Origin of the sequence: Microvirga terrae, from assembly GCF_013307435.2 — a bacterium.
Classification (GTDB): domain Bacteria; phylum Pseudomonadota; class Alphaproteobacteria; order Rhizobiales; family Beijerinckiaceae; genus Microvirga; species Microvirga terrae.
The window spans coordinates 3,564,871-3,578,621 of the sequence record NZ_CP102845.1 but is presented as its reverse complement, the minus strand read 5'-3'; the positions used below and the strand labels follow the sequence as shown (position 1 = coordinate 3,578,621).

Sequence of the window (13,751 nt, the reverse complement as noted above, 5' to 3'; positions counted from 1 at the left end):
CTAGGCGAGCCGATCGAATTAGAGAAGTTAAAGTTAGTGATCTTGATTTAGGAATTCTAATTCGATGCTGGATTATGCCCTTCTGTCTGCCCTTGCTGCGGTCGTGCGTACCGGCAGCTTCGACCGGGCCGCGCAGCAGCTCAACGTCACGCCCTCGGCGGTCTCGCAGCGGATCAAGCTTCTCGAGGAGCGGATTGGGGCCGTTCTGGTCGTCCGCGGGCAGCCCTGCCTTGCGACCGAGATAGGGCAGCGCCTGTGCCGGCATGTGGAGCAGGTCGCCATGCTCGAAAGCTCCCTGCGCGAGAACCTCCCCGGCCTGGAACCGGAGGGCCAGCCGGTCACCCTGCGGATCGCGGTCAATGCGGACAGCCTCGCCACCTGGTTCATCCCGGCCATGGCGAAGACGGAGGGATTCCTGTTCGATCTGGTTCTGGACGATCAGGATTGCAGCGCGGACTGGCTGCGCCGCGGCGAGGTCGTGGCGGCGGTGACCTCGCATGGACGGCCGATCCAGGGCTGCGACTGCCATCCCCTCGGGGCTTTGCGCTACGTGGCGACGGCCAGTCCCGGCTTCGTCGAGAGATGGTTTCCTGCCGGGGTGAGCGCCGGCGCGGCGGCCCGTGCGCCGTGCCTCGTCTTCAATCAGAAGGACCGGCTGCAGTCGTTATGGCTGGATCAGGCGCTCGACGGCGCAGTGCAGCCGCCTCTCCATTGGCTTCCGTCGTCGCAGGCTTTCGTGGACGGCGCATTGGCGGGATTGGGCTGGGGCATGAACCCGGAAATCCTGGTCCAGGCCCATCTCCGGGCGGGGCGGCTGGTGACTTTAAAGCCCTCCCAGCCTCTCGATGTTCCCCTGTACTGGCAGCAGAGCCGCATCGTCGGTCCTCTGCTGGCGGACTTGACCCGAGCCGTGCTGACCACCGCCCGGGCCGTGCTGGCGCCGATGGCGCCCTGAGCTGGGCCGTCCGTCAGTTCGAGCAGGTCACGGAGACCGGCGGCTCCTTGGGTCCGAGGGAGGCCTTCTGGATGTTGCCGGTGACCTCATCCGGGGTGATCTGCCGGTAGGAGACGGCTTTCGCGTAGCCGTGGGCCTCGCACCAGGCATTCGCCACAACTTGGCCACATGCCTGGTTTGTGATGAGGCACTCGGCAACGCCATAGCCGTCGGCGGCGGGTACCATGAAGGTTGCTTCGGTCGAAGAGGCCTGGGATCCGTTGGGGAGCAGCGTCAAGGACGCGGCTGCAAAAAACACGACAGTACCCATTCCGAGCATGGCGAATGCGCGGCGCATCGAAGACCTCTTTTGTTGAACTCGGGCTATTATGCCACGAGTGTGCGTGAACAAAGCTCTAACGCGCTTGGCCGGAACGCGTTTCATGCGGCCCTGCAAATAAAACATGCTTACCAAATGGGAAACCTTGACGTCCCAGGGCTGAATCGGCATTGATGGCTTCATGAACACGGCAACGGTCCTCATTTCCGGGATTATTTGCGGCTAGCGCATTTCGCTGGCTGGAGCCGTCTCGTTCTCATTCCAAGATCGAAACCACCCTCCGGCCTGCGGCCTGACAGGGATTTGGTTTCATGGCGGCACGCTTGAGGCTCTACAACACGCTGACCCGGTCGAAGGACTCGTTCGTCCCGATCGACCCCGAGAACGTGCGCCTCTATGTCTGCGGACCCACCGTTTACGACTACGCCCACATCGGCAACGCCCGCCCGATCATCGTCTTCGACCTTCTCTTCCGTCTGTTGAGACATGTTTACGGTACGGAAGCCGTGACGTATGTGCGCAATATCACCGATGTCGATGACAAGATTAACGCCCGCGCGGCCCGGGATTACCCGGGCCTGCCCCACAACGAGGCGATCCGGGTGGTCACGGGCAAGACCGAGGAGCAGTTCCACGCCGATATCCGGGCGCTCGGCGTGCTCATGCCGGAGGAGGTGAACGAGGCCGGCAAGGCTCCGCGCCTCGTCGAGCCGCGAGCGACCGAGCATATCGCCGAGATGCGGATGATCATCGAGCGGCTGATCGCCCGCGGGGCCGCCTACGTGGCCGAGGAGCACGTGCTCTTCTCGGTGGCGGCCATGCAGAACCTGCCGAATGTCCCGCAATACGGCGCCTTCTCGAAGCGTTCCCTCGACGAGCTGCTCTCCGGCGCCCGAGTGGACGTGGCGCCCTACAAACGCGACCCGATGGATTTCGTGCTCTGGAAGCCCTCGGGCCCCAAGGATCCGGCCTGGCCGTCGCCGGCCGGGATCGCAGCCCCGGGCCGTCCCGGCTGGCATATCGAGTGCTCGGCCATGTCCTGGAAGCACCTGATCCAGGCCTTCGAGACAAGGCTTTCCTGCTCCGACCCGACGGCCCGCGAGATCTTCGACATCCACGGCGGCGGCATCGACCTCGTCTTCCCGCACCACGAGAACGAGATCGCCCAAAGCTGCTGCGCGTTCGACACGCCGCGCATGGCCAATGTGTGGATGCACAACGGTTTCCTGCAGGTCGAAGGCGAGAAGATGTCGAAATCGCTCGGCAACTTCTTCACCATCAACGAACTCCTGCAGGACTGGCCCGGCGAGGTGCTGCGCTTCAACATGCTGCGCACCCATTACCGCCAGCCCATCGACTGGACGGTGAAGGGGCTCGAGGAAAGCGAGAAGACCCTGGATCGCTGGTACGACCTGGCGGGCAGGGGGGAGGCGGCCTTCCTGTCGGACCACATCGTCGAGGCTCTCTCGGACGATCTCAACACGCCGAAGATGCTGGCGGAGCTTCATGCCCTCGACGGGCAGGGGGCTCACGCGGAGCTCGGCGCCAACCTGCGGGCGCTCGGCTTTCTCCTTGAAGGGGCCGAGGCCTGGAAGGCCCGCAGGCAAGCGTCCCTCGGCGTCGATTCCGAACAGGTCGAGGCACTGATCGCGGCCCGCAAGGACGCCCGCGCGGCCAAGAACTGGGCCGAGTCCGACCGCATCCGTGACGAGCTCGCGGCCCTGAACGTCGTCGTGAAGGACAACAAGGACGGCACGACCACCTGGGAGGTGGCGCGGTGAGGGACGATGTCTCTCCCCGTCATGGTCCGGATCGTCCCGGCCATCCCGCTGCATTGAGGCGCCGCGCCCCTCGGGATCGGGATCACCGGCACAGGACCGGTGACGACGGATGCGAAGCGATGTGCGCGACCAAGAGAGAGACGCTGATGGGACAGGCCTTGCCGAAACCGGGGCTCCGGCCCTTCCTGCCGGCGGATCTGCCGCTCCTCGTCGACATCTACGAGGAGAGCATCGCCGAACTGACGGGCGAGGATTACAGCGAGAGCCAGCAGGAGGCCTGGATCGCTCGCGCCGAGGACGATTCCTTCGCCGAGAGGCTCACGAAGAGCCTGACCCTGATCGCCACCGTCGAAGGCTCTCCGGTGGGCTTCATCGCGCTGAAGGACAACGAGCTGATCGATCTGTTCTACGTGCATCCCGCGGCCGCCGGCCAGGGGATCGGCACGATGCTCTACGACGCCGTCGAGAAGCTCGCCGGCGCGCGCGGCGCTGCCCGCCTCGAGGCGGAGGTCAGCGACAATGCGCTGCCCTTCTTCCAGAAGCACGGCTTCCAGCCGCAGCGTCGCAATACCATGCCGCTCGGCGACGAATGGCTCGGCACCACCACCATGGAAAAGCGTCTGACGCCCCAGGAAGACAGGAAGTTGTCGTCATGAGCCGCGAGCGCATCACCCTCTTCGACACCACCCTGCGCGACGGGGCACAGACGACCGGCGTGGACTTCTCCCTCGAGGACAAGAAGGCGATCGCCACGCTCCTCGACAGGCTCGGCATCGACTACGTGGAAGGCGGCTATCCGGGCGCGAACCCGCTCGATACCGCGTTCTTCGCCGAGAAGCGCACGAAGAACGCCAAGTTCACCGCATTCGGCATGACGAAGCGTGCGGGGCGTTCCGCGTCGAACGATCCGGGTGTTGCGGCGCTGCTCGAGGCCGAGGCGGACGCGATCTGCTTCGTGGCCAAGTCGTGGGACTACCATGTGCGGGTGGCGCTCGAGACCACCCCGGAGGAGAACCTCGCGGGCATCCATGAGAGCGTCGAGGCCGCCCGCGCGAAAGGCCGCGAGGTGCTCGTCGACTGCGAGCACTTCTTCGACGGCTACAAGGCTAACCCGGATTATGCGCTCTCCTGCGTGAAGACCGCCTACGAGGCCGGCGCGCGGTGGATCGTGCTCTGCGACACCAACGGCGGCACCCTTCCTCACGAGGTGACGGAGATCGTCACGGCGGTCTCCAAGGTCGTGCCGGGCCGGCATCTCGGCATCCATGCCCATGACGATTGCGGCTGTGCGGTCGCCAACTCGCTCGCGGCCGTGGAAGCCGGCGCCCGTCAGATCCAGGGCACGCTCAACGGGCTCGGCGAGCGCTGCGGCAACGCCAATCTGATCACGCTCATCGGCGCCCTGAAGCTGAAGGACGGCTATGCGGCCCGCTTCGATCTCGGCGTGACGGACGACGCGCTGGGCCAGCTGACCCATGTGTCACGGCAGGTGGACGAGATCCTCAACCGGCAGCCGAACCGCCATGCACCCTTCGTGGGGGCGAGCGCCTTCGCTACGAAGGCTGGCATCCACGCCTCCGCGGTGCTGAAGGATCCCCGCACCTATGAGCATGTCGAGCCGGAAGTCGTCGGAAACGCGCGCAGGCTTCTCGTCTCCGACCAGGGCGGGCAGTCGAACATTCTGGCCGAGCTGAAGCGCTGCGGCTTCGCGCTCGAAAGGGGCGATGCGCGGATCGCACGGGTGCTCGACGAGGTGAAGCGCAAGGAGGCGCAGGGCTTCGCGTTCGAAGGCGCGGACGCGTCGTTCTACGTGCTGGTCAAGCGCATGCTGGGCGAGGTGCCGGCCTTCTTCGACGTGGAGCGCTTCTCCGTCAACGTGGAGCGCCGCTTCAACGCGGTCGGCGAACTCGTCACCGCCTCGGAGGCCATCGTGAAGGTGCGCGTGGGCGACGAGGTGCTGATCTCCGCCGCGGAGGGCAACGGTCCGGTGAACGCGCTGGACGTCGCCCTGCGCAAGGATCTCGGCAAGTACCAGAACCTGATCCAGGACTTGGAACTGGTGGACTACAAGGTCCGCATCTACCAGGGCGGCTCGGATGCCGTCACCCGCGTGCTGATCGAGTTCACGGATGGTTCGGGCGAGCGCTGGACCACCATCGGAGTGTCCCCCAACATCATCGACGCATCGTTCCAGGCCCTGACGGATTCGATGGTCTACAAGCTGTTGAAGGCGGGCGCGTCGCTCTAGATTCGATCGCCACGCTCTTCTGCGCGCAGGCACCCTCATGAACGTTTCGATCCTGCTGCCGCTCTTGGGAATCCTCCTGGGCGGCGTGTTCCTCGCGTCCCAGGCGCCGATCAACGCGGCCCTGGCGAAGGCCCTCGGCGATCCGGTGCTTGCGGCCTGCATCTCGTTCGGGATCGGCTTCGTCGTCCTGGCGGCGATCAGTGCCTTCCGCGGGGCGTGGCCCTCGGGCAGCGCCGCGGGCTCGGCTCCCTGGTGGTCCTGGCTTGGTGGGGTTCTCGGGGCTTTCTATGTGGCCGTCGTGATCTGGGGCGTGCCGCAGCTCGGCGTGGTCAGCACCGTGGCGGCCCTGGTCTTCGGCCAGGTGGCCGCCGCGCTGATCCTGGACGCGGTGGGAGCCTTCGGCCTCCCCGTGCAGGCGATCACGTGGCAGCGGCTGGTGGCGGCAGGCATGATCCTGGGCGGGCTCGTGCTGTCCCGTACAGGCTGAGGCTCTGACCTAGAACTGGCTTTCGATCGCCTCTTCGTTACTGACGATTCCGATCCGCCGGGCCGCATCCTCGACCATGGGGATGACCTCCTCGACCCGTTCCGCCACGAGGTAGTTGAGCTCCAGGCCAGGGCGGATGAAGCCCTGTTCGCGCATATGGGCGATCAGGGTGAGAAGCGGCTTCCAGAAGCCCTTGGTGCTCAGCATCAGGATCGGTTTGGTGTGCCGGCCGAGCTGCGACCAGGTCATCTGTTCGACCAGTTCCTCCAGGGTCCCGATGCCGCCGGGCAAAGCCACGAAAGCGTCGGCTTTCTCGAACATCAGGCGCTTGCGGGTGTGCATGTCGGGAACGACGATGGTTTCCTGCACGTCGTCGAGGAGCTTCTCGCGGGATTTCAGAAAGTCTGGGATGATCCCTGTGACATAACCGCCGTGATCGAGCACGGACTGGGCGACAGTGCCCATGAGGCCCACATTGCCGCCGCCATAGACGAGATTGATCTCTCGTTCGGCCATGAGGCGGCCCAATAACGCCGCATTCTCAGCGAAAACGGGATCGTCCCCGAAGCCGGAGCCGCAATAAACGCAGATGGATTTGATCGGTCTGTTGGATGACATGGGCATTTCGGGGAGGCGGGGAGCCTCCCGCGCTGAGTCGTCGTAGAGCATTAATTGTCCTTTATGGCCGTAGCCTTTTGAAAGATAAACGGTTTAAATGCACGAAAGTGCCGCGTTCGAGAAAAGACCATGGCGGATCCGAGGGAAATAAAAGGTACAATCGCGTTGCTTGGCGCCGCTGCTGCAGCCGTTGTCGCAGTCCTTCTCGGGGTGCTTTACTGGTCCTGGTCCGGCAAGCCGGAAGCCTCCCAGAATGCCGCGCCCGCTCAAACGGCCCAGACTCCCACGCCTGGCGCGCCAGGGCCGGGCCAGCAAGCAGCCGCCAAGCCGGCCGCTTCCAGCGAGGCTCCCGCGGCAAAGCCCAAGGACACGCCCATCGCGCCATCCTTCGACCTCGTGCGGGTCGAACCGGACGGCGAGAGCGTGATCGCCGGCCGCGCCGCTCCCGGGGCGACGATCGAATTGCTGAGAGGCGATCAGGTCCATGCCCGTGCCGCGGCCGATGCCTCGGGCCTGTTCGCCATCGTGCCTCCGCCCCTGCCGCCCGGCTCCCATCTTGTCGCGCTGCAATCCATTGCGCCGGATGGAACCCGCCAGCGCTCGGCGCAGAGCGTCACGGTTGTCATCTCCGATGCCAAGACGCGGCCCCTCGTGACCCTGACGGCTCCGGACCAGCCGACGGTGGTGCTGTCGAACCCCGAGCCGCCGGCCAAGGTGGCCGAGGAGCCGAAATCCGACACCAAGACGGCTGACACCCAGCCGGTCGCGCCTCCGCCGGCCGCACAGCAGCAGGCCGGCCTCGCGCCGACGGTGTCCCCGCCGCCAGCCGCTCCTGGGCAGCCCGCCCAACCGGCCCCGCGGCCGGAGATCAAGATCGTGACCGTCGAGGCCGAGGAGGGGAAGCTCTTCGTGTCCGGCCTGTCTGCCCCGGGGGCGACCGTGCGCCTCTATCTCAACGAGAGCCTCATCGCGCCGGGCGGGGCAGGCGGCGACGGCAAGGTGTCGTTCTCGATCGGGAGCGGCGTAAGGCCGGGCGACTACCGGATCCGCCTCGATGACGTGGACCCGGTCTCGGGGCAGGTTCGCTCCCGCGCCGAGGTGGGCTTCAACGTGCCGGTCCAGGTCGCGTCGGCTCAGCCGCAGACTGCCGGATCGTCGCCGTCCGCAGGCTCGTCGGCCCCTGCTTCCCGGGAGGTGGCCTCCGCTCTGCCGGAAGGACAGATGGCCAGCGTCGGGTCGGTGGTCATCCCCAACATCAACACCACCATCGTGTCGCGTGGCGACAATCTCTGGCGGATCAGCCAGCGGATCTACGGCAAGGGTCTTCGCTACACGGTGATCTACGGCGCGAACCAGGAGCAGATCCGCAATCCAGACCTGATCTATCCCGGTCAGGTCTTCGTGCTGCCGGGCGATCAGGCTCCCAAGAGCAACTGAGAGCAATTGAGCCGGACCGCTCATCGGTCGGATATCCACCGCGACCTCATCACCGGCACATGGCCGGTGATCCCGCGTGCTTGAGGCTCAGTGCCTTTCCGATCGAGATGGCCGGCACGAGGCCGGGCATCACGTCCGGGTTCCATCGCCCGGCCTCCTCGGTCTCCAAGCGATCGAGGGACATCGGGAACGCTGTGCTCCGCTGAAACCTGGAACAATGACAGACTTGGGGTGAATTCACCCGTCCAATCGCCTATATCGGGACCTAACACCTCGATTGGATTCTCGCGTATGCCTCCCTCCACCGCCGTCCCGACGACGAGCGCTGCTGCGCCAAAGCCCAAAGGCTTGGCGGCCACCTGGACGAAACTCTGGCCCTATCTCTGGCCGCACGGCCGGCCGGACCTTCAGCGCCGCGTCTTCCTCGCCTTCGGGCTGCTTCTGGTAGCCAAGGGCGTCACCATGGTGACGCCGTTCGCCTTTAAATGGGCCACGGATGCGCTCGTGGCGGCCACGGGAGGCACTGCCCAGGGAGCCGAGGCGGCCGCGACGGCAGGCTCCTGGCTCTGGAAGGCGCCGATCCTGCTCACCGCGATCTACGGCCTTACCCGCATCCTCATGGCGGTCCTGACCCAGATGCGCGACGGCCTCTTCGCTAAGGTCGCCATGCACGCGGTCCGCAACCTGGCGCTCCAGACCTTCGAGCACATGCACCGCCTGTCCCTGCGCTTCCATCTGGAACGCAAGACCGGCGGCCTGACCCGCGTGCTGGAGCGCGGCCGCGAGGGCATTGAGGAGCTGTCGCGCCTCGTGGTTCTGACCCTCGTGCCGACGATCCTCGAGTTCGTTCTGGTTCTCGGACTGCTCGCCTGGGAGTTCAACTGGCTCTATTCCGCCGTCGTGTTCGTCATGGTGGTCGTCTACCTCGCCTATACCTACAAGGCGACCCAGTGGCGGATTTCGATCCGCAAGCAGATGAACGATTCGGACACGGATGCGAACACCAAGGCGGTGGACTCGCTCCTGAACTACGAGACGGTGAAGTATTTCGGCGCCGAGCAGCGCGAGACCGCCCGCTACGATCGTTCCATGGCGAAGTTCGAGAGCGCCTCCACCCAGACTTACACGTCGCTGGCGGTGCTCAACGCCGGCCAAGCGGTGATCTTCTCCATCGGCATGGCCATCGTCATGGTGCTGGCCGCCCGGGACATCATGGCTGGGCGGGCCTCCATCGGCAGCTTCGTGCTCGTCAACGCCATGCTGGTGCAGCTCTATATCCCGCTGAACTTCATGGGCATGCTCTACCGGGAGATCAAACAGGCCCTGATCGATATCGACGACATGTTCGCGATCATTGAGCGCAATCCCGAGATTCAGGACAAGCCCGGCGCCAGGCCGCTCCAGGTTGCGCAGGGCGTCGTTCGATTCGAGGACGTGCATTTCGCCTATATTCCCGAGCGCCCGATCCTCAAGGGCGTGAGCTTCGAGGTTCCGGCCGGCCATACGGTGGCGATCGTCGGTCCGTCCGGCGCCGGCAAGTCGACGATCTCACGGCTGCTGTTCCGCTTCTACGAGCCCACGAGCGGGCGCATCCTCATCGACGGGCAGAACATCGCCGAGGTGCAGCAGGGCTCCCTGCGCAAGGTCATCGGCATGGTCCCCCAGGACACGGTGCTGTTCAACGACACCATCGGGTACAACATCCAGTACGGCCGCTGGGATGCAAGTCCGGACGAAGTGAGGGAGGCCGCGCGCCTTGCCCAGATCGACCGGTTCATCGGACTCCTGCCGGAGGGCTACGACACGCCGGTGGGCGAGCGCGGCCTGAAACTGTCAGGGGGCGAGAAGCAGCGGGTGGCGATCGCCCGCACGATCCTGAAAAGCCCTCCGATCCTGGTCCTCGACGAGGCGACCTCGGCGCTCGACACCTTCACCGAGAAGGAGATTCAGGACGCTCTCGACCGGGTCAGCCGGGGGCGCACCACCCTGGTGATCGCCCATCGGTTGTCCACAGTCATCGGGGCCGACGAGATCATCGTCCTCGATCAGGGCAGGGTGGTCGAGCGCGGCGACCATGGGAGCCTCCTGGCCCTCGGCGGGGTCTATGCCGCCATGTGGAACCGCCAGCGCGAGGCGGATCAGGCGCGCGAGACCCTCAAGCGGGCCGAGGAGGAGGAGCGCAGCCCCGAGAGCGTGGCAGGTTGACGGAAGCGTCTGCGCCTGCCATCCCCTGGCAAACCTTCTCAAGGCTGTGAAAGAATGACCGATATCCTGGAATCGATGCGCCGCATCTTCGTGCCGATCCACAAGGAGGGCTATCCCTTCATCCTGATCGCGCTGTTTGCGACGATCGTGCTGGCGTGGCTGTGGTCGCCGCTCGGCTGGATCGGGACGATCCTGACCGTGTGGGTCTGCTACTTCTTCCGCGACCCTCCGCGGGTGACGCCGATCCGGGAAGGCTTGGTGGTCTCCCCGGCGGACGGACGAGTGAATCTCATCACCACCGCTGTGCCCCCGGCCGAGCTCGACCTGCCGCCCGAGCCGATGACCCGCATCTCGGTCTTCATGAACGTGTTCGACTGCCACGTGAACCGCTCTCCGGTCACCGGCCGGATTGCCCAGATCCTCTACACGCCGGGCCTCTTCCTCAATGCCGAGCTCGACAAGGCGAGCGAGGACAACGAGCGCAACGCCCTGGTGATCGAGACGGCCGGCACCAAGATCGGCGTGGTCCAGATCGCCGGCCTCGTGGCGCGGCGCATCGTATCGTTCGTGAAGATCGGCGATCATCTGAGCACCGGCGAGCGCTTCGGCCTGATCCGCTTCGGCTCCCGTCTCGACATCTTCGTACCGCTCGACGCCCAGGTGCTCGTCGGCCTCGGCCAGACGGCGGTCGCCGGAGAGACGGTGCTGGCCGACCTCACCGCCAACGAGCCCGCGCGTCAGTACCGGGTGGGCTGACGCCTTTTGCCCGCGGGAAAGGCCTCCTTCCCGCGGTCTTTCCTTACGGAACCGTTGACCGCATTCTGCGCTTCTCCCATGGTTCGCAAACGGCCGAGCTCGGGCTGGATCCCCGCCATCGTCAAGCCCGAAAGTGGACGCCGTTTTCGGGGTTTAGCCGACGATCGCCTTTTTGAAGAGCGCATCCTTCAAAAGGGAAAACCGGGTCCACTTTTCCGTACGATGCGCTAGGTTGTTGCCATGAGTGACCTTTTCCCGCCCTTCGCCCCGGATCCGAACGAGCCGCGCAAGCGCCTCTTCAAGCCGGTTCCGTTCCGGATGATCGCCCCCAACATCATCACCCTGATCGCCCTCTGCCTGGGGCTCTGGGCGATCCGGCTGGCCTTTGACGGGCAATACGAGAGGGCCGTGGTGGCGGTGATCGTGGCCGCCTTCCTGGACGGCGTCGACGGGCGGATCGCCCGCCTTCTGAAGGGAACCTCCCGGTTCGGCGCCGAACTCGACTCCCTGGCAGACTTCCTGAACTTCGGCGTCACCCCGGCGCTGATCCTCTACAGCTTCGTCCTGCACGAGCTCGGACGGGTGGGCTGGATCGGTTCGCTCGTGCTCGCCATCGCGGCGGCGCTGCGCCTGGCCCGGTTCAACGTGATGATCGACGATCCCAACCGGCCCGAATGGAAGAAGAATTTCTTCGTCGGCATGGCGGCTCCCATGGGCGCCATGAGCGCCCTTCTGCCGCTCTACCTCTCCTTCCTCGGCGTTCCCATCCAGGGTTCGTCCGTCGGGCCGGTCATCCTGGTCTACGTTGTGGGCATTGCGTTTCTCATGGTGTCGACGATCCCGACCTATTCGGGAAAGACGATGGGCAAGTACGTGCCGCGCCAGTGGGTGCTGCCGATCTTCGTTCTGTCCGTGGCGGCGTTCGGCCTCCTCGTCAGCTTTCCGTGGGAAATGCTCAGCCTGATCACGGTGGCGTTCCTGCTGCTGATCCCGGTCAGCGTGGTGCGCTATCGCAAGCTCGAGCGGCTCGATGCCAAGAACGACCCGGTGGCCAAGAAAGACCCGCTGGCCAAGAACGACCCGCTGGTGAAGCCGTCGTCCGCCGGCACCGAGCCGCCCATCGTCTGATCGGCTTGATTCGCCTGCGCCCGGTGCCATTTTGTGACCCGGCGTAGCTATTGCCTTGATGAGTATCCTTGAAGGGCCCGACGGGGCCGGAGCGTGGAGAGAAAAGTGGCGTCTTCTTCCGAGGTGTCGAATCCCAGCTGGCGTCCGAAGCTCGTTCTCGCCTCCGCGTCGCCGCGCAGGCTCGGCCTCCTGCAGCAGGCCGGCATCGAGCCGGACGCCCTTCTGCCGGCGGATGTGGACGAGACGCCCCTCAAGAACGAGGGCGCCAAGGAGTTGGCCAAGCGCCTCGCCCGCTCCAAGGCGGAGGTGGCCCGGAAGGTGGCCCGGGCGCGCGAGGACCTGAAGGACTCCTACATCCTGTCGGCCGATACGGTCGTGGTGGTCGGCAAGCGCGTCCTGCCCAAGGCGGAACTCGTCGACGAGGCCGCCGGCTGCCTGAGGCTGCTCTCGGGGCGTGCCCACCGGGTCTACACCTCGGTCTGCCTGATCACCCCGCGGGATTCGGTCCGCGAGCGCCTGGTGGAGACCCGTGTGCGTTTCAAGCGTCTCTCCCGGGATGAGTTCGAGCGCTATCTCGCCTCCGGCGAGTGGCGCGGGAAGGCCGGCGGCTATGCCATCCAGGGCCTTGCCGGCACCTTCGTGGTCAAGCTGGTGGGCTCCTATTCCAACGTGGTCGGCCTGCCTCTCTACGAGGCCGCGGCCCTGCTCGACGGGGAGGGGTATCCCGTCCGCTTCAGCTGGCTCAGTGCGGCCTGAGGCCGGGTTGCCCATCCTCCGGACCGACTTGCGCGGCATGGCGCCTGCAACCACCTAGTTGCTCTGCATGGAAAGGACGCGCATGTGAACGCCGCCAACGAGAACAAACCCCTGGCTTCCTCCGGCAAGTGCCCGATCTGCGGCAAGCCCGCCCAGCCGGACTACCGGCCCTTCTGCTCGAGGCGCTGCGCCGACGTGGACCTGAACCGCTGGCTGTCGGGCAGCTACGCGATCCCAGCGGTCGAGAACGAGGAAGACGACAAGGACGAGGACGGGCGTGAGGCCTGAGCGGCAAATTCCCGGCATTTTTGTCGTCCGAGACGCTGGACATGCGGCCCCGGTCTGACTATACACCCCTCCACGACGCGCACGGCTCCGCCGCGCTTCGGATGCCCAGGTAGCTCAGTTGGTAGAGCATGCGACTGAAAATCGCAGTGTCGGTGGTTCGATTCCGCCCCTGGGCACCACTTCTCTTTTCCTAATGTCTCGAATGTTCGAAGCGCGGGCCTGTTGAGGTGCTGCCCTTTGCTGTTGCCCGTTAGGTTCCCATCCTGGTCCGTGGGCTCGTCCACCGTTCCCTCGGCCGCGCCCGAATGCGGGCCGGCCAGCAGAATTCGAGAGACCAACAGATTAGTCTGCCGACACGTGGACCGAGACAATAAAGCGCGGTAGCTTATGCAGTGGTGGGGATGATCAACAGGGGGGAGACACTCCCTGGCATCGTTTGGGGGCGGCACCGTGTTCACGTTTCTTGCTCAGTTCTTCCTTGGAGAGCCACCGCGGCAGCAAGATTTCGACGTTGGGCCGATCTATCACTCTCCCAACCTGCACGCATTTTTCATGTTCGGCCTCATCCTGTTCTGCATGTGCGTGGCTCCGGCCGTGCTCGCCCTGTGGAAGTCTCAAAGGCAGGGATGGGCGCTCGGGATTGGACTGAGCCTCATCATCGCGGCCGCTGTGGCGTCAGGCGGTGTTTACGCCAGCGGGTACTCGGAGGCGAAGTATCCGGGCTTTCACGTGAAGGCAGCCAGGAGCTTCTGAGCCGCAAATCGAGCCGACGT

Annotated in this window: 15 protein-coding genes and 1 tRNA gene; 13 read left to right on the top strand and 3 right to left on the bottom strand. The window is 65.3% G+C overall.

From position 1 onward, the window contains the following. The first annotated feature begins 64 nt into the window (after positions 1-64). A complete protein-coding gene (locus tag HPT29_RS16825) occupies positions 65-955 on the top strand; it encodes a LysR family transcriptional regulator ArgP (protein WP_173949232.1) in 891 nt (296 codons plus the stop codon). 13 nt (positions 956-968) lie between these two features. Here the strand turns inward: HPT29_RS16825 and HPT29_RS16820 are convergent, their stop codons facing one another. Beyond that, positions 969-1,292, bottom strand: a complete 324-nt coding sequence (locus tag HPT29_RS16820; protein WP_173949233.1) for a hypothetical protein — start codon at positions 1,290-1,292, stop codon at positions 969-971. Between the two features lie 293 nt (positions 1,293-1,585). Here HPT29_RS16820 and cysS point away from each other — a divergent pair, with 293 nt between their 5' ends. The 4 genes from cysS to HPT29_RS16800 all read left to right on the top strand — a co-directional run bounded on the left by cysS (position 1,586) and on the right by HPT29_RS16800 (position 5,790). Beyond that, a complete protein-coding gene (gene cysS, locus HPT29_RS16815) occupies positions 1,586-3,055 on the top strand; it encodes a cysteine--tRNA ligase (RefSeq protein ID WP_173949234.1) in 1,470 nt (489 codons plus the stop codon). A gap of 146 nt (positions 3,056-3,201) precedes the next feature. Further along, positions 3,202-3,711 (top strand): GNAT family N-acetyltransferase, encoded by a 510-nt coding sequence (locus HPT29_RS16810; protein WP_173949235.1) that lies wholly within the window; start codon positions 3,202-3,204, stop codon positions 3,709-3,711. Further along, positions 3,708-5,303 (top strand): citramalate synthase, encoded by a 1,596-nt coding sequence (gene cimA, locus HPT29_RS16805; protein ID WP_173949236.1) that lies wholly within the window; start codon positions 3,708-3,710, stop codon positions 5,301-5,303. The genes HPT29_RS16810 and cimA overlap by 4 nt, the downstream gene beginning before the upstream one ends. A gap of 37 nt (positions 5,304-5,340) precedes the next feature. Continuing rightward, on the top strand, positions 5,341-5,790 hold the full coding sequence (locus HPT29_RS16800) for a DMT family transporter (protein ID WP_173949237.1): 450 nt from the start codon (positions 5,341-5,343) through the stop codon (positions 5,788-5,790). Between the two features lie 9 nt (positions 5,791-5,799). On the opposite strand, the gene HPT29_RS16795 is transcribed toward HPT29_RS16800, so the two are convergent. After that, a complete protein-coding gene (locus HPT29_RS16795) occupies positions 5,800-6,408 on the bottom strand; it encodes an LOG family protein (RefSeq protein WP_173949238.1) in 609 nt (202 codons plus the stop codon). Between the two features lie 129 nt (positions 6,409-6,537). Between HPT29_RS16795 and HPT29_RS16790 the strand changes: the two genes are divergently transcribed. After that, positions 6,538-7,845 carry a LysM peptidoglycan-binding domain-containing protein gene (locus tag HPT29_RS16790; protein ID WP_173949239.1) on the top strand — a complete coding sequence of 436 codons (1,308 nt, stop codon included), beginning with the start codon at positions 6,538-6,540 and terminating at the stop codon, positions 7,843-7,845. Positions 7,846-7,894: 49 nt separating this feature from the next. Here the strand turns inward: HPT29_RS16790 and HPT29_RS16785 are convergent, their stop codons facing one another. Next, positions 7,895-8,029: a hypothetical protein gene (locus HPT29_RS16785; protein WP_259060112.1), complete on the bottom strand. Its 135-nt coding sequence runs from the start codon at positions 8,027-8,029 to the stop codon at positions 7,895-7,897. Positions 8,030-8,136: 107 nt separating this feature from the next. Between HPT29_RS16785 and HPT29_RS16780 the strand changes: the two genes are divergently transcribed. The 7 genes from HPT29_RS16780 to HPT29_RS16750 all read left to right on the top strand — a co-directional run bounded on the left by HPT29_RS16780 (position 8,137) and on the right by HPT29_RS16750 (position 13,731). After that, complete coding sequence (locus HPT29_RS16780) at positions 8,137-10,050, top strand: ABCB family ABC transporter ATP-binding protein/permease (protein ID WP_173949240.1); 1,914 nt, start codon at positions 8,137-8,139, stop codon at positions 10,048-10,050. A gap of 54 nt (positions 10,051-10,104) precedes the next feature. Next, complete coding sequence (locus HPT29_RS16775) at positions 10,105-10,806, top strand: phosphatidylserine decarboxylase (protein ID WP_173949241.1); 702 nt, start codon at positions 10,105-10,107, stop codon at positions 10,804-10,806. Between the two features lie 240 nt (positions 10,807-11,046). Further along, positions 11,047-11,934, top strand: a complete 888-nt coding sequence (locus HPT29_RS16770; protein WP_173949242.1) for a CDP-alcohol phosphatidyltransferase family protein — start codon at positions 11,047-11,049, stop codon at positions 11,932-11,934. A gap of 105 nt (positions 11,935-12,039) precedes the next feature. Continuing rightward, positions 12,040-12,690 (top strand): Maf-like protein, encoded by a 651-nt coding sequence (locus tag HPT29_RS16765; RefSeq protein ID WP_173949243.1) that lies wholly within the window; start codon positions 12,040-12,042, stop codon positions 12,688-12,690. Positions 12,691-12,774: 84 nt separating this feature from the next. Then, positions 12,775-12,978, top strand: coding sequence for a DNA gyrase inhibitor YacG (gene yacG, locus HPT29_RS16760; protein ID WP_173949244.1), 204 nt, complete (start codon positions 12,775-12,777; stop codon positions 12,976-12,978). 103 nt (positions 12,979-13,081) lie between these two features. Continuing rightward, a tRNA-Phe gene (locus tag HPT29_RS16755) sits at positions 13,082-13,157 on the top strand. Positions 13,158-13,428: 271 nt separating this feature from the next. Continuing rightward, the gene (locus HPT29_RS16750) at positions 13,429-13,731 is read left to right on the top strand and encodes a hypothetical protein (protein WP_173949245.1); all 303 of its coding nucleotides are present in this window, start codon (positions 13,429-13,431) and stop codon (positions 13,729-13,731) included. Positions 13,732-13,751 lie beyond the last annotated feature (20 nt).